Source organism: Nocardioides alkalitolerans DSM 16699, from assembly GCF_000426525.1.
In the GTDB taxonomy this organism is placed as follows: domain Bacteria; phylum Actinomycetota; class Actinomycetes; order Propionibacteriales; family Nocardioidaceae; genus Nocardioides; species Nocardioides alkalitolerans.
The window spans coordinates 89,439-111,741 of record NZ_AUFN01000013.1; the positions used below are offsets into that span (position 1 = coordinate 89,439).

32 protein-coding genes are annotated in these 22,303 nt (G+C 74.0%); 13 read left to right on the forward strand and 19 right to left on the reverse strand.

Annotated features, from left to right (window positions below; genetic code table 11):
- Positions 1-24 precede the first annotated feature (24 nt).
- A complete protein-coding gene (gene arsB / locus K329_RS26510; RefSeq protein ID WP_052336863.1) occupies positions 25-1,089 on the reverse strand; it encodes an ACR3 family arsenite efflux transporter in 1,065 nt (354 codons plus the stop codon).
- A gap of 142 nt (positions 1,090-1,231) precedes the next feature.
- On the opposite strand from arsB, the gene K329_RS0112320 reads away from it, so the two are divergent.
- Entirely contained in the window at positions 1,232-1,615 is a 384-nt protein-coding gene (locus K329_RS0112320; protein ID WP_028473278.1) for an ArsR/SmtB family transcription factor, read from the forward strand.
- 34 nt (positions 1,616-1,649) lie between these two features.
- Complete coding sequence (locus K329_RS0112325; RefSeq protein ID WP_028473279.1) at positions 1,650-2,186, forward strand: ASCH domain-containing protein; 537 nt, start codon at positions 1,650-1,652, stop codon at positions 2,184-2,186.
- Between the two features lie 6 nt (positions 2,187-2,192).
- Here K329_RS0112325 and K329_RS0112330 read toward each other — a convergent pair whose 3' ends face one another.
- The 4 genes from K329_RS0112330 to K329_RS0112345 all read right to left on the reverse strand — a co-directional run bounded on the left by K329_RS0112330 (position 2,193) and on the right by K329_RS0112345 (position 4,403).
- Positions 2,193-2,636 carry a hypothetical protein gene (locus tag K329_RS0112330; protein ID WP_028473280.1) on the reverse strand — a complete coding sequence of 148 codons (444 nt, stop codon included), beginning with the start codon at positions 2,634-2,636 and terminating at the stop codon, positions 2,193-2,195.
- Positions 2,633-3,316, reverse strand: coding sequence for an ElyC/SanA/YdcF family protein (locus K329_RS26515; RefSeq protein ID WP_052336822.1), 684 nt, complete (start codon positions 3,314-3,316; stop codon positions 2,633-2,635). Before K329_RS26515 ends, K329_RS0112330 begins: the two co-directional genes overlap by 4 nt.
- An 87-nt stretch (positions 3,317-3,403) precedes the next feature.
- Positions 3,404-3,742 carry a hypothetical protein gene (locus K329_RS0112340; protein ID WP_157571709.1) on the reverse strand — a complete coding sequence of 113 codons (339 nt, stop codon included), beginning with the start codon at positions 3,740-3,742 and terminating at the stop codon, positions 3,404-3,406.
- A gap of 82 nt (positions 3,743-3,824) precedes the next feature.
- Positions 3,825-4,403 (reverse strand): ATP-binding protein, encoded by a 579-nt coding sequence (locus K329_RS0112345; RefSeq protein ID WP_084541251.1) that lies wholly within the window; start codon positions 4,401-4,403, stop codon positions 3,825-3,827.
- Between the two features lie 450 nt (positions 4,404-4,853).
- Here K329_RS0112345 and K329_RS0112350 point away from each other — a divergent pair, with 450 nt between their 5' ends.
- A complete protein-coding gene (locus tag K329_RS0112350; RefSeq protein WP_028473283.1) occupies positions 4,854-5,774 on the forward strand; it encodes a GDSL-type esterase/lipase family protein in 921 nt (306 codons plus the stop codon).
- On the opposite strand, the gene K329_RS29585 is transcribed toward K329_RS0112350, so the two are convergent.
- The 5 genes from K329_RS29585 to K329_RS0112375 form a co-directional block, all read right to left on the reverse strand.
- Positions 5,743-6,198 (reverse strand): BLUF domain-containing protein, encoded by a 456-nt coding sequence (locus K329_RS29585; protein WP_052336823.1) that lies wholly within the window; start codon positions 6,196-6,198, stop codon positions 5,743-5,745. The genes K329_RS0112350 and K329_RS29585 overlap by 32 nt on opposite strands.
- A gap of 51 nt (positions 6,199-6,249) precedes the next feature.
- Positions 6,250-7,836 carry a phospholipase D-like domain-containing protein gene (locus K329_RS31690; protein ID WP_043643355.1) on the reverse strand — a complete coding sequence of 529 codons (1,587 nt, stop codon included), beginning with the start codon at positions 7,834-7,836 and terminating at the stop codon, positions 6,250-6,252.
- Positions 7,837-7,925: 89 nt separating this feature from the next.
- Positions 7,926-8,699, reverse strand: coding sequence for an MFS transporter (locus K329_RS31695; RefSeq protein WP_157571710.1), 774 nt, complete (start codon positions 8,697-8,699; stop codon positions 7,926-7,928).
- A gap of 5 nt (positions 8,700-8,704) precedes the next feature.
- The gene (locus K329_RS31700; protein WP_028473285.1) at positions 8,705-9,247 is read right to left on the reverse strand and encodes a hypothetical protein; all 543 of its coding nucleotides are present in this window, start codon (positions 9,245-9,247) and stop codon (positions 8,705-8,707) included.
- Positions 9,238-9,813 (reverse strand): RNA polymerase sigma factor, encoded by a 576-nt coding sequence (locus tag K329_RS0112375; RefSeq protein WP_028473286.1) that lies wholly within the window; start codon positions 9,811-9,813, stop codon positions 9,238-9,240. Before K329_RS0112375 ends, K329_RS31700 begins: the two co-directional genes overlap by 10 nt.
- Before the next feature lie 146 nt (positions 9,814-9,959).
- On the opposite strand from K329_RS0112375, the gene K329_RS0112380 reads away from it, so the two are divergent.
- The 8 genes from K329_RS0112380 (at position 9,960) to K329_RS26535 (ending at position 13,936) form a co-directional block, all read left to right on the forward strand.
- On the forward strand, positions 9,960-10,403 hold the full coding sequence (locus tag K329_RS0112380) for an Asp23/Gls24 family envelope stress response protein (RefSeq protein WP_028473287.1): 444 nt from the start codon (positions 9,960-9,962) through the stop codon (positions 10,401-10,403).
- Entirely contained in the window at positions 10,400-10,708 is a 309-nt protein-coding gene (locus tag K329_RS0112385) for a hypothetical protein (protein WP_028473288.1), read from the forward strand. Before K329_RS0112380 ends, K329_RS0112385 begins: the two co-directional genes overlap by 4 nt.
- A 71-nt stretch (positions 10,709-10,779) precedes the next feature.
- Entirely contained in the window at positions 10,780-10,956 is a 177-nt protein-coding gene (locus K329_RS30315) for a DUF2273 domain-containing protein (RefSeq protein ID WP_084541253.1), read from the forward strand.
- Positions 10,940-11,371: an Asp23/Gls24 family envelope stress response protein gene (locus K329_RS29590; protein WP_052336825.1), complete on the forward strand. Its 432-nt coding sequence runs from the start codon at positions 10,940-10,942 to the stop codon at positions 11,369-11,371. The genes K329_RS30315 and K329_RS29590 overlap by 17 nt, the downstream gene beginning before the upstream one ends.
- The gene (locus tag K329_RS30895; protein WP_028473289.1) at positions 11,368-11,940 is read left to right on the forward strand and encodes a DUF6286 domain-containing protein; all 573 of its coding nucleotides are present in this window, start codon (positions 11,368-11,370) and stop codon (positions 11,938-11,940) included. Before K329_RS29590 ends, K329_RS30895 begins: the two co-directional genes overlap by 4 nt.
- On the forward strand, positions 11,937-12,530 hold the full coding sequence (locus tag K329_RS0112405; protein ID WP_028473290.1) for a hypothetical protein: 594 nt from the start codon (positions 11,937-11,939) through the stop codon (positions 12,528-12,530). Before K329_RS30895 ends, K329_RS0112405 begins: the two co-directional genes overlap by 4 nt.
- 70 nt (positions 12,531-12,600) lie before the next feature.
- Positions 12,601-12,774, forward strand: a complete 174-nt coding sequence (locus K329_RS30320) for a CsbD family protein (RefSeq protein WP_028473291.1) — start codon at positions 12,601-12,603, stop codon at positions 12,772-12,774.
- Positions 12,775-12,886: 112 nt separating this feature from the next.
- Positions 12,887-13,936 carry a YihY/virulence factor BrkB family protein gene (locus K329_RS26535; RefSeq protein WP_043643357.1) on the forward strand — a complete coding sequence of 350 codons (1,050 nt, stop codon included), beginning with the start codon at positions 12,887-12,889 and terminating at the stop codon, positions 13,934-13,936.
- Positions 13,937-13,955: 19 nt separating this feature from the next.
- Here the strand turns inward: K329_RS26535 and K329_RS0112420 are convergent, their stop codons facing one another.
- From K329_RS0112420 to K329_RS0112445, 6 genes are read right to left on the reverse strand one after another with little or no spacing between them, the layout of a single operon-like run.
- Positions 13,956-14,279, reverse strand: coding sequence for a hypothetical protein (locus K329_RS0112420; RefSeq protein WP_028473292.1), 324 nt, complete (start codon positions 14,277-14,279; stop codon positions 13,956-13,958).
- 53 nt (positions 14,280-14,332) lie between these two features.
- On the reverse strand, positions 14,333-15,958 hold the full coding sequence (locus tag K329_RS0112425; RefSeq protein WP_028473293.1) for a phytoene desaturase family protein: 1,626 nt from the start codon (positions 15,956-15,958) through the stop codon (positions 14,333-14,335).
- A complete protein-coding gene (locus K329_RS26540; RefSeq protein ID WP_084541256.1) occupies positions 15,955-16,920 on the reverse strand; it encodes an SDR family NAD(P)-dependent oxidoreductase in 966 nt (321 codons plus the stop codon). Before K329_RS26540 ends, K329_RS0112425 begins: the two co-directional genes overlap by 4 nt.
- The gene (locus tag K329_RS0112435; protein WP_028473294.1) at positions 16,917-17,351 is read right to left on the reverse strand and encodes an SRPBCC family protein; all 435 of its coding nucleotides are present in this window, start codon (positions 17,349-17,351) and stop codon (positions 16,917-16,919) included. The genes K329_RS26540 and K329_RS0112435 overlap by 4 nt, the downstream gene beginning before the upstream one ends.
- A gap of 56 nt (positions 17,352-17,407) precedes the next feature.
- Positions 17,408-17,863: a helix-turn-helix transcriptional regulator gene (locus K329_RS29595; RefSeq protein WP_028473295.1), complete on the reverse strand. Its 456-nt coding sequence runs from the start codon at positions 17,861-17,863 to the stop codon at positions 17,408-17,410.
- A complete protein-coding gene (locus K329_RS0112445) occupies positions 17,864-18,061 on the reverse strand; it encodes a hypothetical protein (protein ID WP_028473296.1) in 198 nt (65 codons plus the stop codon).
- A gap of 202 nt (positions 18,062-18,263) precedes the next feature.
- Here K329_RS0112445 and K329_RS30900 point away from each other — a divergent pair, with 202 nt between their 5' ends.
- Together K329_RS30900 and K329_RS0112455 are read left to right on the forward strand one after the other, a co-directional pair.
- On the forward strand, positions 18,264-18,410 hold the full coding sequence (locus tag K329_RS30900) for a ribbon-helix-helix protein, CopG family (protein WP_157571711.1): 147 nt from the start codon (positions 18,264-18,266) through the stop codon (positions 18,408-18,410).
- A 267-nt stretch (positions 18,411-18,677) separates the two neighbouring features.
- Entirely contained in the window at positions 18,678-20,159 is a 1,482-nt protein-coding gene (locus K329_RS0112455) for an HNH endonuclease signature motif containing protein (RefSeq protein WP_028473297.1), read from the forward strand.
- 311 nt (positions 20,160-20,470) lie between these two features.
- On the opposite strand, the gene K329_RS0112460 is transcribed toward K329_RS0112455, so the two are convergent.
- The 3 genes from K329_RS0112460 to K329_RS0112470 are packed head-to-tail and all read right to left on the reverse strand — an operon-like array spanning position 20,471 to position 22,300.
- Entirely contained in the window at positions 20,471-21,571 is a 1,101-nt protein-coding gene (locus K329_RS0112460) for a YihY/virulence factor BrkB family protein (RefSeq protein ID WP_028473298.1), read from the reverse strand.
- Positions 21,568-21,906 (reverse strand): DUF3618 domain-containing protein, encoded by a 339-nt coding sequence (locus tag K329_RS0112465; RefSeq protein WP_028473299.1) that lies wholly within the window; start codon positions 21,904-21,906, stop codon positions 21,568-21,570. The genes K329_RS0112460 and K329_RS0112465 overlap by 4 nt, the downstream gene beginning before the upstream one ends.
- Positions 21,893-22,300 (reverse strand): phage holin family protein, encoded by a 408-nt coding sequence (locus K329_RS0112470; protein WP_028473300.1) that lies wholly within the window; start codon positions 22,298-22,300, stop codon positions 21,893-21,895. Before K329_RS0112470 ends, K329_RS0112465 begins: the two co-directional genes overlap by 14 nt.
- Positions 22,301-22,303: the final 3 nt, after the last annotated feature.

Below are 22,303 nucleotides of genomic sequence, written 5' to 3' on the forward strand. Positions count from 1 at the left end.
GGCGGTCAGGTGGAGGTGCGGAGGTCAGGCGGCGTGGCGCCCGGCGGTGCCGTCCGTCCGGCGCTCGGCGCCGCGGTCGCGCAGCCACAGCGCGACGTACACGAGCCCGACCAGCACCGGCACCTCGATCAGCGGGCCGACGACGCCGGCCAGGGCCTGGCCCGAGGTCACGCCGAAGGTGCCGATCGCCACGGCGATGGCGAGCTCGAAGTTGTTGCCCGCCGCGGTGAACGCCAGCGTCGACGTCTTCGCGTAGCCCAGCCCCAGCCGCGAGCCGGTGAACCACGACACGGAGAACATCAGCACGAAGTAGGCGAGCAGCGGGAGCGCGATCCGGGCGACGTCCCAGGGCTGGGAGGTGATGGCGTCGCCCTGGAGCGCGAACAGCATCACGATGGTGAACAGCAGGCCGTAGAGGGCGACCGGGCCGATCTTCGGCAGGAAGGTCCCCTCGTACCACTCCCGGCCCCTCGCCCGCTCCCCGACGTACCGCGTCAGGAACCCCGCGACCAGCGGGACGCCGAGGAAGATGAGCACGCTCAGCGCGATCGCCCCCACCGAGAACTCGGCCGAGGTGGTCTCCAGACCGAGCCAGTCCGGCAGCGTCTGGAGGTAGAACCACCCGAGCGCCGCGAACGCCACGATCTGGAAGACCGAGTTGAGGGCGACCAGCACCGCGGCGGCCTCGCGGTCGCCGCACGCGAGGTCGTTCCAGATGAGCACCATCGCGATGCAGCGGGCGAGGCCGACGATGATGAGGCCGGTGCGGTACTCCGGGAGGTCCGGGAGCAGCAGCCACGCCAGCGCGAACATCAGCGCGGGCCCGACGAGCCAGTTCAGCACCAGCGACGAGACCAGCAGCCTGCGGTCGGAGGTGACGCGGGAGGTCTCGGTGTAGCGGACCTTGGCCAGCACCGGGTACATCATCAGCAGCAGGCCGACGGCGATCGGCAGCGAGACGCCGCCGATCTCGACGGCCTCCAGGGCGTCGTCGAGGCCGGAGAACGAGCGGCCGAGCACGAGCCCGAGCACCATGGCGGCGATGATCCAGACCGGTAGGAACCGGTCGAGCAGCGAGAGCTGCCGCATCACGGGCTCCGCGGAGGGTGGTGCGGGCGGGTCGGTCTGCTCGGTCTGCTGCCTGGCCACGGCGGGATCTCCTGCTGCTTCGACGGGTCTCGAACCAGGAGTGAGACTTGCCGACTGTTTCGACGTCTGTCAACTTAGACCCATGGCGAAGCAGGACATCGACCTCTCGTGCCGGCCCGACGACGACGCTCCCGTCCCGCCGCTCCCGGCCGAGCAGGCAGCCCGTACGGCGCGCGGCCTCAAGGCGCTCGCCGACCCCGTCCGGCTCCAGCTGGTCTCGCTCATCGCGGCCCACGAGGGCGCGGAGGCCTGTGTCTGCGACCTCACCGGCGCCTTCGACCTCTCGGGCCCCACGATCTCCCACCACCTCAAGGTGCTCCGGGAGGCCGGGATCCTCAGCTCCGAGCGCCGCGGCACGTGGGTGCACTACCGACTGGAGGCCGAGGTGCTCGGCGCCCTGGTCTCCCAGGTGGAGGCGCTGGGAACGCCGGTCGGCGGTCGGACCCTGGTGTCGGCCGCCCCGTAGGTCGGGCGGCTCCCGGTCGTGGAACGATCGTCCGGTGACCGACGAGACCGCAGCCCCACCGACCTCCCCTCGCGCGGCCGCACCCGACCAGGAAGCCGCGGCGGCCATGTGGGCCGCCTACCGCGCCGCCCACCCCGAGGCGGCCGACGCGTGCCCCGAGCACACCGTCGAGCACTTCGGTGACTCGGCACGACTGGCCGACGAGCTGCTCGGGCACGTGCTGTCGGGCCGCAAGCGGGCCACCGCCGAGCTGGTGGCCGACTTCGTCGCCCGCGGCGACCAGGTGCCGCGCATCGGCTCGCACTGGATCGCCTGCGACAGCACCGGCGCGCCCCGCATCGTCATCCGGAGCACCGAGCTGCGCGTCGGCCCCTTCACCAGCGCCGACGCGCGCTTCGCCTTCGACGAGGGTGAGGACGACCGCACGCTGGAGAGCTGGCAGCGCGAGCACCGCCGCTACTGGCGACGGGTGAGCGCGGCCCGCGGCGCCGAGTGGTCGGAGTCCGGCGAGATCGTCTTCGAGCGCTTCGCGGTCGTCTGGCCGCCGGAGCACGCCGACCCCGTGGCCTGACCGGGGTCAGGCGACGCCCTCGTCGACGATCTCCCACCGGCCGTCGTCGCCGCGGACCAGGTAGTAGCCCCACCAGCCGTCCTCCATGCTGATGTCGAAGCCCTCGAAGTCCGCCCGGAACATCACGTGCGTGCCGTTGGGGTCACCTTCGAACGTGTCACCCATCTCCTGGAGGTGGATCTGACCGGGCCGGTCGAACCGGTCCAGGTCCGACCCCGGACGCCCGTCGATCGCGTTGACGGTGTCGAAGTCGCGGGCGTCGAGCGCCTCGACGTACGCGCGGACCACCTGCTCCGGGGTCGCGTCCGGCCCCGGCAGGGCCACCTGGTCACGCGGCGCCGACCAGGCCACGTACGCGACGGGCACCGCGACCACGGGGGCCAGGACGAGCCCGAGCACGCGCGTACGGCGCGAGAGGCGCGACCGCGAGGTCGGCAGGGTCCGGGTCACGCGACGGATCCTCCCACCGGGGGCCGTCCCCAGTCCGGATGAGCGGCGACGAGCGCGTCGTACGCGGCCTCGACCTCGTCGGGCACGTCCACGTGCGCCTGGAACCCGAGCCCGCGGGGGCCGTAGCCGTGCGCGTCGTCGCGCAGGCGCGGCACCTCCCCCATCACGAGCGCGGTCCACCGCGTGCGCGGCCACGTGTCGCGCCCGTCGGGTCCCGGTCGGTTCACGAGCCGCACGCCGGGCCACTCCTGCCGGGCCACGGCGTCCATGCGGCGCTGCATCGTCGGGTCCTGCACGAGCGCGACCGTCGACGGACGCAGGCCGTGGTCGGCGGCGAGGTCCCGGGCGAGGGTGACGTTGGTGCCGCAGTTGGTCGAGGCCCGCTCGCGCAGCACCCCGGCGATCCCGTGCCGCCGCTCGAGGTACGACGCGATGAGGTCCGCCTCGAGGGTCCCGGGCCCGGCCCCGACGAGCTGCCGGAGAACGTCCGTCGTGTGACCCTCTCCCCCGACCACCATCAGGGTCCCGACCCTCCCCGCCCGCACCGCCGCGGCGGCGGCGTCCCAGCCCGACGGCAACGACCCGCCGAACAGGAGCATGAGGTCGACGTGCGCGGGCTCGGGGTCCTCCAGGGCCAGCCACGACGCGATCGTGTCGAGGTGCGTGGCGTCGCGGGTCATGGCGCCATCCTGCGCGATCCGGGGCCGACGGGTACGACGTTCCCGGTTCTGCCCGCCGCGAGGGTGCGGGCGCCGTACCCGCGGGCGCTACGAAGGCGGCCTGGCCGCCTCGAAGTGCTCGCCGTCCGACGGCGCGCAGACGAAGACCTGCCGGACCTCCGACTGCGTCGCGTTCGCGTAGGTACGGCGCTCGCCCCGCACCGGGCCGTCGCAGGTCGGGCACCGGCTCGGCGTCCTCCAGCTGAGCACGTCCTGCAGCGTCGCGACGTGCAGGCTCGGGTCGCGACGACGCCGCAGCCACGTGAGCAGGGCCCACGTCAGCATGCCGACACCCACGGACCCCAGCGCGAGGGCGAGCAGCACCCGCGAGCTCGAACGCGGATCCGAGATCTGGACGACGCCCTGGAGGAGGGCGACGGCCCCCACGAGCGCCATCGTCCTCTGGTCGGACGTCGACGTGCGGAGCCTCAGCTCCCGACGGTCGAGCTCCCCCACCCGGCGACGCCCGTCAGGCGTCGAGGTTGACGAGCGCGGTCACGGTCGTGCCGTCCGGGCCGGTGTGGACGTCCCACGAGCGGCTCATCGCCGCCACGAGGTGCAGGCCACGGCCGCGCAGCGAGCCCGTGTCGACCGGCTCGAGCACCTTGTCGCGCCAGGCGTCGGCGGCGCTGCTGCCGTCCCGCCCGCCGGCCGGGGCGCACGCGCCGGCGGGCGTGCCGCAGTCGGTGACCTCGATCGTGATGAGGCCGGCGGTGATCCGCCACGCCACCTTCAGGGTGTGGTTCTCGCAGGGCTCACCGTGGTCGATGCCGTTGCAGATCAGCTCGTGCACCACGAGGAGCGCGTTCTCGACCGCCACCTGCGGCGCACCGTGCTCGTGCAGGTGGTCGCTCATCGCCCGTCGCGCGATGGTGGCGGTCTCGTCGGTGAACGGCAGCGAGTCCTCGAACGTCAGGTCGCGGCCGCTGGTGGGCTCCGCCGAGGAGGTCGTGGCACGCCCCCGGTCACCCTCGTCGGCCGCGGCCTCCCCGCCCGTCGGGTAGGGAGCCGTCATCGAGCCCTGAGGCTCGGAGTGACTGTCGGGCATGCGGGCCTTCCCGGAAGCTGGCGGAGGGGCCCGTCACCGGGCCTCTTCCTCTGCGGTTCCCATCCAGCGACGGAGCATACGGCCACCGACCACTGTGTCTGGACTAACCGCCCGCAAGCGCTCGACGGCCTTGCGGGGACGTTGAGGGAAAGTCGACCCGACCCTGAGGCGGCGGGTGCAGAGTGGTGCTCAGAACCGCGGTGGAGACCCGAGACTCCACCGCGGTTCTGCTATTTCCGGGCCGCCGACGTGCGCCCGTGACGACCGGGACCCCGTGATCGGTTCCCTCGATGTGCCGCCGTCCAGACCGGTGCCGCAGAATGTTCGCGAACTCCGCGAGGCGCCTGACCCGGGCGCCCCCGCCCTGCCAGTCTGTCGCTGGCACCGCACGTCCGGTCGGCACGGGGGCCGCGCGTCATCGCTGTGGACACGACTCGAGAACGGGGAGCCATGCGCACGACCAGACCGTTCCGGCCCACCCGGCGCACCGGGGTCCTCGTCTGCATCGTGCTGGCCCTCGTGGTCTGCGCCGCCACCGTCTCGGCCGCCGTCCTGCCGGACCGGCCGGGGGCACCCGCACCGTCGGGCACCGCCGCCTCGAGCGCCGGCCCTCGGCCGACCGATCCGACCCGGGACCCGTCCAAGAGCCCCGACCCCACGGACGGGACGGCACCCGTGCGCGTCATGCTGGTCGGCGACTCCGTCACGCAGGGCGCGCGCGGCGACGCCACCTGGCGCTACCTCCTCTGGGAGCGGCTGCAGGCACTCGGGGTCGACGTCGACCTGGTGGGCCCCTATCGCGGCGTGCGCTACCAGGCGCCCGACGGCTCCATCACCCACTACGACGGCGGCTACCGGTTCCCGGACTTCGACACCGACCACGCCTCCAAGTGGGGCCTGGAGGTCGCCGACATCCCGGGGATCGACGGCTGGATGCGGACCTTCCGCCCGGACGTGGTGGTCCTCGCCCTCGGGGTCAACGACCTCCTCACGGGCACGACGCCGGAGCAGACCGCCGGGCTCGTGGAGCAGCGCATCGCCACGATGCGATCCGTCGATCCCGACGTCGACGTCGTGCTGTCGGCGCCCACCCAGACCTGGGTGGCGGGCGTCCCGGCGTACGCGCGGCTCCTCGCCGACCTGGCGCTGCGGCTCGACACCGCGACCTCGCGCGTCGACCTGGCGCCGGCGCCACCCGGCTACGCGCAGGGCGTGCACACCTACGACCTGCTGCACCCGAACCCGGTGGGCGAGGAGCTGATCATGCGGTCGGTCCTGGACGGGTTGCTGGCCTCCGGGGCCGTCACGCCCACCGCGGTGGCCGACCCCGCCTCCGACGTCAGCGGGTGCTGGCGCGAAAGATGTCCATGAGCAGGAGGACGGCGTCCTCCGGCGTCGCGTCCGCCGCCCCGGGGCTCCGGGCACCCGAGCGCCGCGCGAAGTAGTCGCTCAGGCCCTCCACCGCAGCCTCGTCCGGGCCGGCATCCGCACCGGGCGTCGGTCGCACCACGTCGCGGAAGTCCATCCCCCAGTCGGGGAAGACGCGATCGTCGACCTCGCGGCGCAGCACGACCGTGACGTCGTGGTGCCGGGCGTCCGCCGAGATGGTGGTGAAGAGCCCCTCCACCGCGTCCGGCGGGCCCTCGAGGGTCTGCAGCACGTTGCCGCCGCTGTAGAGGAGGAGTCCGGTCACGTCGAGGGACAGGTTGTTCGGGCGCCAGCGTCCGAGGTCGTCGAGGAGCTCCTCGCGGGTGAGCAGGCGGCTGACGGTGCTGAGGTAGGTGAGGGAGAGCATCCCTTCCTTCGTACCCAGTTCTCCTGCACCCCACTCTCTCGGGAGCGCTCCTCAGAGCAGGGTGGTGTCGCGCAGCTCACGGGGACGGCCGTCGGGGTTGTGGATGCGGTCGAGCAGCACCGTCGCCACGGGTCGCCGGAGCCGCGAGAGGTCGAAGGGCGGCAGGTGGCGCAGCCGGCCGTCGGGGCGCGGACCGCGGCGACCGCCCCGGTGCCAGGCCTCCAGAGCCTCGGCCTGCTCCGCGTAGCGGTCGAACATCGCGTGCGGGTCGACGCAGTCCGCCATGACCTCGGCCAGGTCGCCGTGGTCGTCGTCGAGGAGGTCGAGGCGGTCCAGGTGCTCGGCCGCGAGGCGGAGCCGCAGGTCGCGCGCGTAGTCGGCGTCGAGCACGGCGGCGGTCAGCTCGGAGTCGTGGGTCCAGGAGCGGCGGTTGAAGTTGTCGGAGCCCGTGCTCGCCCACTGGTCGTCGATGATGCTGACCTTGGCGTGCACGTAGACCGGGCGGCTCTCGCGGTTCTCGAGCCCGTACGCCGCGACGCGTCCCGGGGCGATCTTCCGGAGGGTGTCGATCGCCTGGTGGCGGCCGAGGGTCTGGGCCGACCGGTTGAGGCCGACGACGTCGGGATGGAGCGGGATGACGACCAGCAGCCGCAGCCCGGGGTTCCTCCGCAGCTGCGCGCCGAAGATCTCCGCGACGCCGTGACCCCAGAAGTACTGGTCCTCGACGTAGACGAGCGACTCCGCGTTACCGATCGCCTTGCGGTAGCCGCGCGCGACGCTCCGCTCCCCGCGGGGCGCGAACGGGTAGGACCGTCCCCAGCCCAGGTCGGGGTAGGTGAGCAGGAGCTGCACGGTGTGGTGACCCACCTCGGGCGGCGCGGGCGCCTGGGGCTGGAGGGGCGCCGGAGTGGTGTCCACCCGTCGTACGGCGTCGATCGCGCGCCGCCACGGAGCCCGCGAGAGCGCGGACGGGTCGGCCCAGCGCTCGCGGAAGACGGTCTCGACGTCGTGCACCACCGGCCCCTGCAAGCGCACCTGGACGTCGTGCCAGGGAGCATGCGCGCCGTACTCGGGCGTGAGCTCGCGTCCCTGGGGGTCGCCGGCGTGCGTGTGGTCGTCGCGACGGTTGCGGGCCAGGTCGATGCCACCGATGAAGGCCACGTCGCGCGCGGGGTCGTCCGCGTGCCGGATCACGACGAACTTCTGGTGGTGCGAGCCGCCGGGCCGCACGCGCATGTCGAGCATGACGGCGACGCCGCGGCGGTGGAGCTGCTCGCCGAGGTGACGGTTCGCCGCGGCGAAGAAGCCCACCTGGTCTCCGTGGGAGCGCCACACCAGCCCGCGCACGTCCACGCCACGCTCGCGGGCGGAGGCGAGGACCTCCACGACCTCGGTGCCGGCGTCGCCGGTCAGCCGCTCGCTCGCGTCGCCCTGCCAGTCGGTGAAGAACACCAGGTCGCCGGCCTTGGTCGCCTCGATCGCCTCGTGGAGCGCGGCGAAGTAGGCGGCCCCGTCGACGAGCGGCTCGGCGATGTTGCCGGACGACCAGGCCCGGCCGTCGCCGTAGCGCTCGTCGATCGTGGTGTGGGCGTTGTCCCGCTCCGCATGACTCAACAACCAGCTACCGGGCTCGACCACGCCGCGAAGTATGGCGGAGCCCGACGGCCGCCCCGCGGCCGGGCTGCCCGCTGATCGGGCGCGCGGGCGGAAGGGGCCCGCCAGGCCCGTCAGGCGGGCGCGGTCCGCCGTACGCCGCGCACCGCGACCACGAGGGCCAGGGCGAGCGCGAGGGCGGCGCCCGCGGCGAGCGCCAGGACCGCGGTGTCGCCGTTGTCGGCCCCGGTCACGGCGATGCCGGCCAGCGCCCAGACACCGGCCGCCGCGTACGCGGGCACCCGGGTGACGAGGGTGAGCGCCAGGAGGGCGACGCCCGCGACGGCCAGCAGCGCGACCTGCCAGCCGAGCCGCTCGACGTCGAATGCGTCGAGCTCGACCAGCGCCGTGCCCAGGTTGAGGAAGAAGGCGGCCGTGACCCAGCCGGCGTACAGGCCGACGGCGAACCGGGTGAGCCGCGGGAGCCAGCCCGTGGGCGGGACCTGCCGGCCGGCCGTCAGCACCCCGTCGACCGCGGCGACGAGCATCAGGAGCAGCGCTGCGGCGGTGGCGAGGCTGCTCTCGAGGGTGGAGGCACCGATCCAGAGGGCGCCCCCGACGTACAGCACCACCTGGTCGACCTGCAGGCGTCGCGGCAGCGAGGTGCAGCCGCGCACCAGGACCGCCACGGCCTGGACGAGCGCGCCGAGGTAGATGACGCCCCAGATGGCGAACGCCCAGCCCACCGGCGTGATGAGAAGGTCGGGCGCGGAGCCTGCCCCCGGGGGCTGCCCCGACCCGCCGATGGTGATCGCGGGCGCGACGACCTGCAGAACCGCGGCGCCGAGCACCGCCCAGGCGAGGGGGCGGGTGCCGGCCCCGGCCTCCGTGGCGACCGCGGGGGTCATCGGGGTCATCCCTCCGAGGGGTCGTCCGGCGTGACGTCCACGACCGCCACGTCGACGAGGCGTGGGCGGGTCGCCGGACCCAGGGTGGCGTCGAGCAGCACCAGCAGGTCAGCCCGCAGCTCGTCACCCACCCGACGCAGGTCGGTGCCGTAGCGCGCGACGACATCGAGCTCGAGGTCGACGTGCTGGGTGGGGGCGCCCGAGGGCGAGGTCCCCTCCTCGACCACCACCCGGAGCCGGTCGGGGGCGACGTCGGGCCCCGTCACCGCGCGACGCACGGCGGCGCGGAGCACGCGCTCGGCCACGGTCACCCGGGAGCCGGCTGCGTCGTGGGTCGGCGCACCGTCCGGTGCGTGGACCACCAGCTCGCGGCCCGCGGACACCAGGCCGTGCACGCGCTGCTTCACGGTGCTCGTGATGTCGAAGTGCCGGTCGGGGGGCTCGGCCCGCATGGCGCTGGTGGCGCGCTCGAGCACGGCGGACCGGAGCGGTCCCGACTCGGGCAGGTCGGTGCGGTCGGGCAGGTCGGTGCCTTCGTCTAGCGCCATCTCTCGAGCTTCACCCCCAACGTCGTCCGGGCGCGGTGCAGGTTGCCGCGCACGCTTGCTGCGGTCGTGCCCAGGGTCTCGGCGATCTCCTGGTATCCCATGCCCTCGATCTCCCTGAGCAGCCACGTGGCCCGCTGCTGCTCCGGCAGCTCCAGCAGGGCCGCTCGCAGGGCGTCGAGCAGCTCCCGGTCCAGCACCGCCTGCAGCGGGTCGGTGGACGGAGCCGTCCAGCCCAGCGTGACGCTGCCGGGATGGTCGCCCTGGTGGGCGAGCACCTCGTCGTCGACGGGGACCGCACGGCGGACCCGCAGCAGGTCGACCACACGGCGGTGCGCCAAGCGGTAGAGCCACGTCTTCAGCGTGGAGCGGCCCTCGAACGAGTCGAGGTTGCGCCAGGCCGACACGAAGGCCTCCTGCACCGCGTCGGCCGCCAGGTCCTGCTCGCCGACCATCCGCATGGCGTAGCGCAGCATGCCCGGGGCGTAGCGGTCGACGATCTCCGCGAACGCGTCCTCGTCGTCGAGGCGCGCGGCCCGGACGAGTGCGAGGTCGGTGCGTGCGGTCACGTCGTCATAGTGCGGGAGAGCTCCAAGGAACGGGGCCGGACAGCAAAAGTGACGCAGGTCACCCATCCGACGCGTGACGAACGGCGAACCAGCCCCGACCAACCACTGTCCGATCCGTTGAGCACGACCCACGAAGGAGTGGCACCTTGCCCGAGAACACCAGCACCAGCACCGCCGTCGCGAAGTCCTCGTCGAACGCACTGACGACCGACCAGGGCCGCACCACGATCTCCGACACCGTCGTGTCGAAGATCGCCGGCATCGCCACCCGCGAGGTCCACGGCGTGTACAACCTCGGCGGCGGCGCCACCCGCGCGGTCGGCGCCCTCCGCGAGCGCATCCCGGGCTCGCGCACCAACCACTCCCAGGGTGTCTCGGTCGAGGTCGGCGAGCGCCAGGCCGCGATCGACATCGACATCGTGGCCGAGTACGGCGTCGCGATCGCCGACCTGGCCGCCGCCATCCGCCAGAACGTCATCGCCGCCGTCGAGCGCATGACCGCTCTCGAGGTCACCGAGGTCAACGTCGTCGTGCACGACGTGCACCTCGAGGACGAGGACTCCGAGCCCGCCGAGTCGCGCGTCGAGTGACGACCTCCGCAGAGGCACTGCCGCACGGCGAGCTCGTCGCCGCGATCGCCGATGCCGTGCGTGCCGTCCCGGAGGTCGACGACCTCCACGGCGGCGCGCTCGGCGAGGTCGCGACGCTGCTCCCCGGCGAGCGGATCCCCGGGCTCCGCCTGCGCGACGACGCGTGGGAGGTGCACGTGACCCTCGTCTGGGGCGCGTCCGTCGCCTCCTCCGCCGCGTCGGTACGACGTGCGCTCGCCGGCCTCGCCGGCGAACGACCGATCCACGTGGTGGTCGAGGACTTCGCCCGGCCCGCGACCTCCTGATCGCGGCGGGCGAACGACCCACCCACCACCTCCCCCCCACGCCTGATCCACCTCTTCCCGAGGAGACACACATGTCCCACGCAGCCACCGGTCTCCTGGCCGGTCTGTTGATCGCGGTCGTCGCGGTCGTCGGCGGCTTCACCGGTTTCCTTCTGGCCGTCGTCCTCGGCGGCGTCGGTCTCGCCGTCGGCCTCCAGCTCGACGGTCGCGTCGATCTCCGAGAGGTCGTCCGTGGCCGCCCTGAGTGAGGCCCCGGTCCCGGGCGGCCTGGGCGGCGCCGGTCTGGTCGCCTCCGACCTGCCCGGTCGCGGCGCCGATCGCCCCGCCGCCGAGCGCGGTGACCTCTCGGTCGCCGACCGCGCCGTGCAGCACGTGATCGAGCACGTCACCCGCACCGTTCCCGGCACCGTGGTCCACGACCCCGCCCTGCGCCGCCTGGTCGGCACCGCCTACCCGCACGCCAAGGTGCGGGTCGAGGGTCGCCGTGCCCTGGTCGCCCTCGACGTCGCCGTGGGCTGGCCGAGCTCGCTGACCCAGGTCGCCGCCTCCGTCCGCGAGGCCGTCGCCACCGAGGGCTCGCGCCTGACCGGCCTGTCCATCGGCGTCGTCGACGTCACCGTCCACGTCGTCGACACCCCCACCACCACGAGGAGGGTCCAGTGAGCAGCACCAACGTCGGATCCCGCCTGCTCGGTGGTCCGCCCCCGCGCCGTACGCCGCTCGCCCGGTTCCTCGGTCCCCTCCTCGCCATCGCCCTCGTGGCGCTCGGCGTCGTCGGGATCCAGGCGCTCGCCGCCTCCCAGCAGTGGACGAGCGAGCGGTCGTGGATCACGGCCGCCGTCGACTCCCTCGACGGGCTCGAGCCCACCACCGGGGTGCTGGTCGTCGTGACCATCGCCGGCGTGATCGGGCTCGTCCTCCTGCTGACGGCGATCGCCCCGCCCCGCCGCAGCCACCGCTACGCCGGCGGTGACGGCGGCGCCGAGCTGTGGATCACGGCCGACGCGCTGGCCGAGGTCGCCGCCGACGCCGCGGACCGCGCCGACGGGGTCCTCACCGCCACCGCCCGGGCCACCCGTCGTGGCGTCCGCGTCACCGCGGTCGCCCGTGGCGCCGAGGACAAGGGCCGTCGCGGGGACATCGAGAAGACGGTCCGGTCCGCCGTGGCCGACCGCCTCGGCGACCTCCCCGCCGGACGCCTGCACGTGAACGTCAAGGAGGAAACCGCATGAGGCCTCTGAACGCCCGTCCCGGCGTCGCCGCCGCGAACCGGATCGTCGTCGCCGTCGTGGGCGCCCTGCTGGTCGCCACCGCCGTCGTGGCCTGGTTCTGGCACGCCGACTACCTGGGCAGCGCACCCCGCACCCTCGACCTCGCCTCGACGCGCGACGTCGTCGAGGCCGCCTGGTTCGGCTGGGCCGCCGGCGCGGCCGGGCTCGTGCTCGTGGCCGCCGGGGCCTGGTGGCTCGTGGCCAACGCGACCCCGCCCTCCGCGCCCACCGTGCGCCTGGCCGGCAGCGGCTCCTCCGGCCGCCTGGACGTCGACCTCGGCTCGGTCGCCTCGGCGATCGCGCCCCGGTTCGAGCGGGCCGCCCCGGTGCGCTCGGCCCGCGCCGTCACCCGGCGCGCCCGCCGCGACAACGTCGTCGAGGTGCGCGCCGTGATCGATCCCCGTGCCGACGCCACCGCGCTGCACACCGCAGCCGGCGGCCTGGCCGCCGAGCTGGCCCACGCCTTCCCCGACGGGGAGGCCAAGGGTCGGATCCTCCTGGGCACCGGGCGCACGCGCCTCGCCCGGGACCGCACGCCCCGCGTGCGGTAGCCCCACCGCCGGTCGCTCCACCGCACCACCGCACATCCATCCGCGCACCACCATCGAGAAGGAGAGCACCATGGGACTCGCAGACAAGGCGAAGAACGCAGCCGAGGACCTCGTCGGGAAGGCCAAGGAGGTCGTCGGCGACGCGAAGAACGACGACGAGCTCAAGGCCGAGGGCAAGGCCGACCAGACGAAGGCGTCGGCCAAGAAGACCGGCGAGAACGTCAAGGACGTCTTCAAGGGCTGACCCGCCCCGCACCGCGAGGCCGCGAGCGCTCCGCCGTACCCCGGCAGCGGTCGCGGCCTCGTGCCGTGCACCTTCCCCGTCCCCGCACCGCCTGCCCCCACAGGACACCGCCATGCCGCAGCAGAGCCTCGTCGACCGCGTAGACGCCTTCCAACGCCGACGTCGCGGGATCGGCCTGCCCATCGGCGTGATCTACAAGTACGTCGACGACGGCGGGCCCCACCTCGCGGCGCTCATCACCTACTACGGCTTCATCTCGCTGTTCCCGCTGCTGCTCCTCGGCTCCACCGTGCTCGGGCTCCTGCTCGTGGACAACCCCGAGCTGCAGGCGCGGATCCTGGGCTCGGCCGTCTCGCAGATCCCCGGGCTCGGCGACGACCTGCAGCAGCCCGAGCGCATCGGGGGCGGGGTGGCGGGCATCGTGCTGGGTGGGCTCGGCGCCCTGTACGGCGCGCTCGGCGTCGGCCAGGCGATGCAGAACGCCGCCAACACCGCCTGGACGGTGCCCCGCAACTCGCGCCCGAACCCGTTCCTGGCGCGGGGCCGCAGCCTCGCCCTCGCGGTCGCGATCGGCCTGGACGTGGTCGCCACGACCGTCGTCGCCTCCCTCGTCGGCCGCGCGGACTTCCTCGGCCCCGTGACGAGCGTGCTCGCGCTCGTCGCGACCTTCGCGGTGCACACGGGCGTGTTCTGCCTGGTCTTCCAGATCGCCACCGGCCGCCCGCTGCCGTGGATGGACCTGCTGCCCGGCGCGCTGCTCGCCGCAGCGTCGTGGCTCGGCCTGCAGTACGTCGGCGTGGCCTACGTCAACCGCTACGTCAACACCAGCTCGACCACCAACGGTGTGTTCGCCGTGGTGCTCGGCCTGCTCGCGTTCCTCTACCTCACCAGCGTGCTGATCGTGCTGAGCATGGAGGTCAACGTGGTGCTGCGCCGACACCTGTGGCCGCGCGCCCTGCTGACCCCGTTCACCGACAACGTCGACCTCACCGCCGCCGACCAGCGCTCCTACGTGCAGATCGCGAAGGCCCAGCGGCTCAAGGGGTTCGAGACGATCGACGTGGAGTTCGACCCGCCGCCCCGACCCGACGACCCAGCACCGGACGACGCGGGACCGGACGACGCACGACCGGACGACGCGGGACCGGGCCGGACCGACTGAGGGGCGCGGTCGGGCGCGCTCACCCGGTGACCGGGCGCCGACGCTCGATCTCGCACCACGCGCGCGGGTCGCTGCCGGCCGCGGCGTCGTCGGTCACGACGAGCACGACCGACGTGAGGTCGTCGGAGGGCACGGCCAACGAGAAGGGCAGCGTGCGGGGCTCGGCGGTGGCGACGAGGGCGTCGCTGTCTCCGGGCTCGCACCAGAGCACGGTGAGCACCGCACCGTCCGCGGGCTCGCCCCACGTCCCGGCCCACAGGTCCAGGAGCGACTCGAGGACGTGGATGACCTGCTCGTCGCCCACCTGTGCCGGGACGCTCGTCGTCACGCTCACCGTGCGCACGCCGTGACCTCCAGTCGGAATCCGGACGGCCAGTGGTTCGGTGCCGACGGCCCCTACGGATGGGTCGTCGACCCGCCCCCGGCACCGGACCGGCCGACCCGGAGCACGCGCCGCACCCGGCGGTGCGCGACGGCCGCCCGTGCGGCGTTCGAGCCCGGGGCGCCGTGCACGCCGCCCCCGGGGTGCGCCGAGGCGGAGCCGAGGTAGAGGCCCCGCACGGGCGTCTCGGCCCGGCCCCACCCGGCCACGGGTCGGAAGACCAGCTGCTGGTGCAGCTGGGAGGTGCCGCCGTTCACGCCGCCACCGGCGAGATTGGCGTCACGGGCCTCGAGCTCGCGCGGCCCAAGCACGCGCCGCGCCACCACCCGGTCGCCGAACCCGGGGGCGATGCGCTCCATCCGGTCCTGGACGCGGTCGCCGAAGCGCTCGCGGTCGTCGGCGTCCCACACCCCGCGGATCGAGCCGTCGCCGGCATCCCGCCGTACCTGCTGGGGCACGTGCGTGTAGGCCCACATCGACTCGGTGCCGGCGGGCGACCGCGTGGGGTCCGTCGTCGTCATCTGTCCGGCGAGCAGGAACGGGTGGGCGGGAACGGTCTGCGACGAGACCTGGTGCAGCGCCTCCGACATCTGCTCGACGGAGTCGGCGACGTGGACGGTCCCGACGCCGTACGGCGGCTCCTCGGCCCACGGGACGGGGCCGTCCAGGGCCCAGTCGACCTTGACGGTGCCGGGATCCATCTCGAAGTCACGCATGGCCCGCACCGTGCGCGCGGGCAGGTCCTCGGGGGCGACGAGCCCGCCGTACAGCTTCGAGGCGACGACGTCGGCGACCACGGCGTGGCGTGCCTCGATGCGGTCCCGGCCACCGTCGACCTCGACCGCGACGGCGCGCCCGTCCCGGACGACGACCGACGTCACCTCGGCGTCGCAGCGGATCTCGCCGCCGAGGGCGAGGACGCGTCGAGCCAGCGCCTGGGTCAGCTCACCGGCGCCGCCCTCGGGCACCGGGAACCCGACCGTCTGGCCGAGCATCGTCATCAGCAGCCCCATGAGGCCGGAGCCGGGTGCGTCGAGCGGGATGTCGGCGTGGCCGGCGTTGCCCGCCAGCAGGGCCCGCGGCCCCTCGCCACCGAAGCGCAGGCGCCCGAGGTCCGCCACGGGGGTCAGCATCGTGCGCACGAAGTCGAGGCCGCCGACGCTGCGCAGCCGGGCCAGCGCACCGACGCCCGCACGCACCGGGGGGAACGGGGCGAGGAGGGCCCCGACGACCTGGTCGCCGATCCGGTCCCACGTTGCGCACAGGTCGAGCCAGGCCGCGCCGTCGCCAGCGTGCTGGGCGTCCATGCGGGACGCGGTGACCTCGCGGTCGCGGTGCAGCGTCGCCCACCCCGTGCCGGGCAGGTAGTGGCCGAGCACGGCCGGCGCGTGCCGCCACCGCAGTCCGTGCTCCTCGAGACCGAAGCCGCCGATGGTCGGCGAGACCGCCGCGAGCGGGTAGAAGGCGCTGAAGGTGTCGTGCACGAAGTCCGGGTGCACCTCGCGGTCGCTGCGCACGGCGCCGCCGACGGTCGGCTGTGCCTCGAGTACCAGCACGGACCAGCCGGCGTCGAGGAGGCAGTTCGCGGCGACGAGCCCGTTCGGCCCGGCGCCGACGACGACCGCGTCGTACCCGCTCACCGGCCCGACTCCGGACGGCGACCGGTGCGGACGGACGTGCGCACGTTGCGGAGGATGCCGACGAGGGCGCTGCCCTGGTCGCCGTGGAGGGCGTTGCGCTCGGGGCGGGAGGCGAGGACGTTGCCGTCGGTCGGTGGTGTCGGGCGGTCCAGGTCGGTGGCCCCGAGCCGGAACGACGTGGTGATGATCGCGTCGTACAGGCGTGGGAACGCGGTGAAGCCGAGCCGGATCACCTCGTTGGTGAGGGCGAGCTGGGGGCGGGCGTGCGAGCGTCCGACCCGGGCCAGGACCTGCCGGCCGGTACGGCGCGCCGAGGCGACCGGGGGCGGCGGGCGTCCCTCGGTGCCCACGACCGTCGCGGCCTGCTGGTAGATGGGGGTGTCGACGCCGCCGGGCGCGACATACGCGACGTGCATGCCCGGACGGTCGCGGTTCTCGATGCGCAGCTGGCGGGCGAGCGCCCGCACGCCCCACTTGCTGACGACGTAGGCCGACATCGTGGGCACGGCGATGTGCCCGATCACCGACCCGACCAGCACGAGGGTGCCCTCGTCCTGGCGACGGAGCACGGGGACGACGTGGCGCGCGACCGTCGCCGAACCGAGGAGGTTGGTGCGCACGACGCCCTCGAAGACCTCGGGCGGGACGTCCTCGGTGCGCCCGTAGGCGACCACACCGGCGGAGTTGACGACCACGTCGAGTCGGCCGTGGGTCGCGACGACGTCGGCCACGACGCGGGCGATCGCCGGGTCGTCGGCGACGTCGGCGGCGTGGACCTCGACCGTGGCGGCGCCCGCCCGCTCGCAGGCGGCGCCCGCCGCGTGCAGCGTGACCAGGTCCCGGGCGACGAGCACGACGTGGGCACCGTCGGTGGCGGCCTCGGCCGCCACGGCGAGGCCGATGCCGCTCGACGCGCCCGTCACGAGCACGACGCGGCCCGCCAGGGAGACCCGTCGCGTCACGCGCGTCCCTCGACGACGTACGCCAGGCGCCGCAGCGTCTCGACGTTGCGCCAGCCGATGGCCACGGCACGCAGGGGCTTCGGCACGAGACGGCCCGGTCCGGCGACGGCGTCCTCGCGGATGTCGACCCGCGTGCCGGCGTCGTCGGGCTCGAGCGTGATCGTCACCGACGCCTCGCCCGCCGGCCAGCCGCGGGCGCGGAGCACGAGACGCTCGAGCGGGACCGACGCCATGACCTGGGTGTCGTCGTCGATGAGCAGCGGCCACGCACCGACGGAGTGGTGCAGGCGGGAGCCCTCGGCGGGCCAGGCGGGCTCGACGTCGCGCAGGCGGGAGGCGCCGACGACCCAGAGGGGGTACAGCCACCCGTCGGCGAGCACGTCCCAGACCTGGGCGGGCGAGGCGGAGATGACGCGGGAGTTGTGGCTCATGCGGGTCGGTACCCGGCTCCCCGGGTGGCGACGCGGACGATGCGGACGACGGCGCCTCAGGCCACGTCGAGCCCGTGCCGCATGCCCCACACGACGGCGCGGGCCCGCCGGTCGACACCGATCTTGGCGTAGGCCGACCGCGCGTAGGTCTTGACCGAGTTGACCGAGACGTGGAGCTCGGCCGCGATCTCGTCGTTGGAGTGCCCCCGGGCGATGAGTCGCAGCACGTCCTTCTCCCGCGGGGTGAGGCCCAGCGCACGAGCCACTCCCCCGGCCGTCGTGGACCGGACCGTCACCCGCGGCCGCCTGCCGGTCGGCCCCGCCCCCTCGACCGCACGCAGCTGGCGGACGAGCTCGTCGACAGCGGTGCGCTTCGACAACCAGGGCACGGCGAGGCCCCCCATCCCCAGCGCCACGGGCACGGGCCACGCGGGCGTCCGGGCGGCGTCTGGCCCCGGCGCACGCCACGTGAACACGGCCGGCCTCGCGCCGTCGGCGACCAGGCTGATCACCTACGCCCTGCTCGCGGCACTGAGGGCCTCGGGCTCGTAGAGGACGAGGTCCACGGGCGTGGGCAGCCCGACCGCCCGCGCCGGGTCGACGAGGCACACGTCCGACCCGGCGAGCACCGCGCCCAGACCGGGCAGGGAGAGCGCGTGGTCGTCCACCTGCGTCAGCCGCAGCGGTCGCGGGGCCTCGAGGGGTTGCATTCGGCGCGGTACCCGGGCCGACAGGCCCCGATGCGGCGCCGCCGCCGCCGGTGGACCAGACCGGGACCGCCCGGACCACTCGTCGGGAGGCGAATCGGGTATCGGTGTCGGTGGAACACCGCAAGCAGTCGAGGCCGAGTGCCGAGCGCGACCCGTACGAGGGCGCGCCCGTCCCCGGCGAGCGTCGGACTGCGACCCCACGATGAACGGCCAGGGCACCACCCGCCGCACCGTCCGCGTCGCCGACCCGCTCTGGACCGATGCCCTCACCCTGGCCGAGCGCCGCGGCGAGACGGTCTCCGAGATCATCCGCAAGGCGCTGCGCGCGTACGTCGCCGAGCACGCCTGACGGGCACGCCGTCCCGCCCTCAGGCTCGCGGCTGCGGTGGTCGAGAAGGGCCGCCGGACCCGTCCCCGGTGGTCGAGGAGCGAGCGCCGGGGACACGGCCCGGTGGTGGAGGAGCGAGCGCCGGCGGTGGTTGAGGAGGGCCGCTAGGCCCGTCTCGAAACCGCGACCCCTCTCGGCAGCCGAAGGCCTCCTGACCTGGTCAAACAGTTATCCGCAGATGACCGTCGGGACCTAGCGTTCGAACGCGTGATCGAATAGAATCGGGGCATGAGCCCGACCACCGCCACCTCCGACCGCACCGCCTTCCCGGCCGTGCTGCTCGACGGTGCCCGGGCGGCGCTAGCACGCCAGCGCACGGCGGAGGTCGAGGTCCTCGTCGCCGTCGCGGACTGGGCGAACGCCCACACCGAGGGCGGTGAGGTCGCCGACCAGTACGGCCCGTTCGGGCTGCTCCGTGGCGACGCGCACCTGCTCCCGGGCGCCGATGTGTTCGGGGAGCTCGGCGGACCGGGCGCTCCGTTGGTGTCCGAGTTCTGCGTCGTCGAGATCGCGGCAGCCCTGGGTCTGTCGACCGACTCGGGTCGCCGGCTCGTCGGCGAGGCGGTCGAGCTGCGCCACCGCCTCCCGCGTCTCTGGAACCGGGTGGTCGACGGGGTGCTGCCGGCGTGGCGGGCACGGAAGATCGCCCAGGAGACCACCCAGCTCACCCCGGATGGCGCGGAGTTCGTCGACCGCCACCTCGCCCCGGTCGCGCACAAGACCGGGATGGTCACCGCCCAGAAGCTGGTCGCCGAGGCGGTCGCCCGGTTCGACCCCGAGAAGGCCGAGCTCGACCGCGCCGACTCCGACGCCACCCGCCGCTTCGACATCGACCTCCACGGCCAGATCGACCCCACCCGAGGAGTGGTGGCGGTGTCCGGCACCCTCGACCTGGCCGATGCGCTGGACCTGGAGAACGCCGTGTCCCGCGTGGCCGCTGACCTCGCAGTGGCAGGGTCGCTCGACTCCCTCGACGCACGACGATCATCCGCGGTCGGTGAGATCGCGCGGCGCCAGACGACGCTCGACCTCAGCGGCTGCGACAACGCCGACGCTGTGCGGACCACGACGGGCGAGGCCAGCAACCAGACCGGCAGCGACACCGCGCCGGCCGCGACGCGGTCGAAGGCCCGCCAGGTCGTCCTCCACGTCCACCTCGCCGAGGCCGCGCTCACCGACCTCGACCCCAACGTCTGCGGCGGCATCGACCTGGCTCGGGTCGAGAAGACCCGGAGCTTCGTGCTCGCCGAGCAGGTCCGGGAATGGTGCCGCGCCACCTCGACGCAGGTGGTGGTGAAGCCGGTGATCGATCTGCGTGACCGGGTCGCGGTCGACGCCTACGAGGTTCCCGACCGGATCGCCGAACGCGTCCGCCTCACGAAGCCCACCTGCGTGTTCCCGCACTGCACGAGGCCCGCTCGGGGTTGCGACCTCGACCACGTCGACGAATACGTCGCGCCCGACCCGAACCACCCAGGCGACGGCGGGCCACCGGGCCAGACGGCCAACCTCGCCCCGCTCTGTCGCAGGCATCACCGCGTGAAGACGCACCCTTCGATGAGCGGTGTAGGGCGAGAACGCAGGTGGCGCTACCGGCGCCTACCCGACGGCTCCTTCATCTGGACGAGCCCGCACGACCACCAGTACCTCGTCGACCCCCACGGCACGATCCCGCTCGCGCCAGACCGCCAGCCTGACAGCGCAGCCTGACGAACTGCGCCGTGCCCACGCCTGACCGCACATCTCAGCGACACCACCGCCGCTGGGGTGCGCCGTCATGCCCGGATCCGCGCCGAAGACCCTCCCGGGCCGGTCGACCCGGGCACGCAGCTGGCGCAGCGCCTCCATCGGCAGGACCACCGTCTCGAGGTCGCGCTCGTCCCGGGGCCGCCCGATCCAGACCAGGGCGGCCCCGGCAGCGCCCCAGCAGGGCGCGTGCGCACCTGGGTGGACGAGCACCACCGGGTCGGCACGGACTGATCCGGCCGGCACCGGCCCGCAGCCTGCCCGCGCCGGGCGCGTCAGTCCTTCGGACCGTCCTCGTGGCCGTGCGTCTCCCGGACGCGACGGCCGCGGGTGAGGTCGGCCTCGTGCTGCGCGTCGGCCTTCTCGATGTTCCGGGTGTCGCGCGGGGGCAGCTGGATGGTGTCCTCCGCGACGATGCCGGCCTGCAGCTCGCGGCCGCGCTCGAGCTCGGCGTCCAGCTCGGCCCCGAAGAGGAGCGCGAGGTTGGTGATCCACAGCCACAGCAGGAACACCACGACGCCCGCCAGGGAGCCGTAGGTCTTGTTGTAGCTGGAGAAGTTGGCGACGTAGAAGCCGAACCCGGCGGAGGCGAGCACCCACACGACGATGGCGAGCACCGCGCCGATGCTGACCCAGCGGAACGTCGGCTGCTGCACGTTCGGCGTCGCGTAGTAGAGCAGCGCGACGATCACCACGACCATCACCAGCATGAGGGGCCACTTCGCGATGGCCCACACCAGCTGGGCGGCGTCGCCGAGCCCGACCGCGTCACCGACGGCGGTGGCCGCGGGGCCCGTCAGCACGAGGCCCAGCGCGACGACGGCGGCGAGCACCGAGAGGATCGCGGTGAGCAGCAGCATCTGCGGTCGGAGCTTCCAGATCGGGCGTCCCTCGCGGATCTCGTAGACCCGATTCATCGCGCGGCCGAACGAGCCGACGTACCCCGACGCCGACCACAGCGCGGTGGCGAGCCCGACGACGAAGGCAACGCCGGCGCCCGGTGTCTCGCTCAGCTGCACGAGGATCGGCTCGACGGTCTCGGCGACCGAGGAGGCGCCCACGTCGCGCAGGATGTCGAGCAGGGTCTCGACGGTCTGGCGGCCCTGGCCCACGAGCCCCACGAGCGACAGCAGCGCCAGGATCGCCGGGAACAGCGCGAGCACCGCGTAGTAGGTCAGGGCGGCGGCCAGGTCGGTGCACTGGTCCTTGCTGAACTCGCGGGCGGTACGACGCACGACGTAGCGCCAGGACCCCTTCTCCAGGTCCGTGACGGAGTCCGCCTTGCGCGGGTCGTCCGGGGACGGGGCGGCCGCGCGGGCCGCCCCGTCGTCCGGGGCCCCGGCGTCGTCGTTGTCGGTCCCGCGGCGCAGCCTCATCGGCGTCGCCGGACGACGACCACGCTGACCGCGGTCGCGACGAGCAGGAACGCCGCGAGCCCGGCGACGACCGGGGGCTGCGGGCGGCCGCGCTCGTCGAGGGCGGCGCTGCGCGCCCGGGTGCCGAGGGCGACGGCGTGACCCCGGGCGACGTCGACCTGCTCGCGGCCCTGGTGGACGACGTCGCTCGCGCGGGTCTTCACCCGGCCCTTGACGTCGAGCTTCGCGGTCAGGGCCTCGACGGTGTCGCTGAGGTCGGCACGCGTGCGCTCGATCTGCGCCTCGATCTCCTCGACGGTGGGCTCGGGCTCGCTCGAGCGGTCAGGCGTGGTCACGGTGTCGGCTCTCCTTGAGGGTCTCGATGTCCTGCTGCACGTTCGCGACGGTGCGCTCGGGCTGCGGCGGCACGGCGTGGCGGACCTTGCCCCGGCCGAACAGCGCCAGGCATCCGGCGACGACGAACAGCCCGACCGTGACGGCCAGGCCGGCCAACCAGGTCGGCAGCGCCAGGTCGAGCGCGATGATGGCCGTGGCCACCAGCGCGCCCAGGCCGAGGACGGCGACGAGCGCCGCCGCGGCGAGCGCCCCGGCCCCGAAGCCGGCGTACTTCGCCTTGTGGGTCATCTCGAGCTGGGCGAGCTTCAGCTCGGCGCGCACGAGCTCGGTGGTCTGCTGGGACAGCCGCGTGACGAGCGCCGCGGTGGTCTCGTCCCCCCGGACGTCGGTCATCGT

Bases quoted from the DNA above. Each gene is read 5' to 3' on its own strand.
- arsB (WP_052336863.1), bottom strand. From the start codon at position 1,089: ATGCGGCAGCTCTCGCTGCTCGACCGGTTCCTACCGGTCTGGATCATC.
- K329_RS0112320 (WP_028473278.1), top strand. From the start codon at position 1,232: ATGGCGAAGCAGGACATCGACCTCTCGTGCCGGCCCGACGACGACGCT.
- K329_RS26515 (WP_052336822.1), bottom strand. From the start codon at position 3,316: ATGACCCGCGACGCCACGCACCTCGACACGATCGCGTCGTGGCTGGCC.
- K329_RS0112345 (WP_084541251.1), bottom strand. From the start codon at position 4,403: ATGCCCGACAGTCACTCCGAGCCTCAGGGCTCGATGACGGCTCCCTAC.
- K329_RS0112350 (WP_028473283.1), top strand. From the start codon at position 4,854: ATGCGCACGACCAGACCGTTCCGGCCCACCCGGCGCACCGGGGTCCTC.
- K329_RS29585 (WP_052336823.1), bottom strand. From the start codon at position 6,198: ATGCTCTCCCTCACCTACCTCAGCACCGTCAGCCGCCTGCTCACCCGC.
- K329_RS31695 (WP_157571710.1), bottom strand. From the start codon at position 8,699: ATGACCCCCGCGGTCGCCACGGAGGCCGGGGCCGGCACCCGCCCCCTC.
- K329_RS31700 (WP_028473285.1), bottom strand. From the start codon at position 9,247: ATGGCGCTAGACGAAGGCACCGACCTGCCCGACCGCACCGACCTGCCC.
- K329_RS30315 (WP_084541253.1), top strand. From the start codon at position 10,780: ATGTCCCACGCAGCCACCGGTCTCCTGGCCGGTCTGTTGATCGCGGTC.
- K329_RS0112405 (WP_028473290.1), top strand. From the start codon at position 11,937: ATGAGGCCTCTGAACGCCCGTCCCGGCGTCGCCGCCGCGAACCGGATC.
- K329_RS30320 (WP_028473291.1), top strand. From the start codon at position 12,601: ATGGGACTCGCAGACAAGGCGAAGAACGCAGCCGAGGACCTCGTCGGG.
- K329_RS26535 (WP_043643357.1), top strand. From the start codon at position 12,887: ATGCCGCAGCAGAGCCTCGTCGACCGCGTAGACGCCTTCCAACGCCGA.
- K329_RS0112435 (WP_028473294.1), bottom strand. From the start codon at position 17,351: ATGAGCCACAACTCCCGCGTCATCTCCGCCTCGCCCGCCCAGGTCTGG.
- K329_RS0112445 (WP_028473296.1), bottom strand. From the start codon at position 18,061: ATGCAACCCCTCGAGGCCCCGCGACCGCTGCGGCTGACGCAGGTGGAC.
- K329_RS30900 (WP_157571711.1), top strand. From the start codon at position 18,264: ATGAACGGCCAGGGCACCACCCGCCGCACCGTCCGCGTCGCCGACCCG.
- K329_RS0112455 (WP_028473297.1), top strand. From the start codon at position 18,678: ATGAGCCCGACCACCGCCACCTCCGACCGCACCGCCTTCCCGGCCGTG.
- K329_RS0112460 (WP_028473298.1), bottom strand. From the start codon at position 21,571: ATGAGGCTGCGCCGCGGGACCGACAACGACGACGCCGGGGCCCCGGAC.
- K329_RS0112470 (WP_028473300.1), bottom strand. From the start codon at position 22,300: ATGACCGACGTCCGGGGGGACGAGACCACCGCGGCGCTCGTCACGCGG.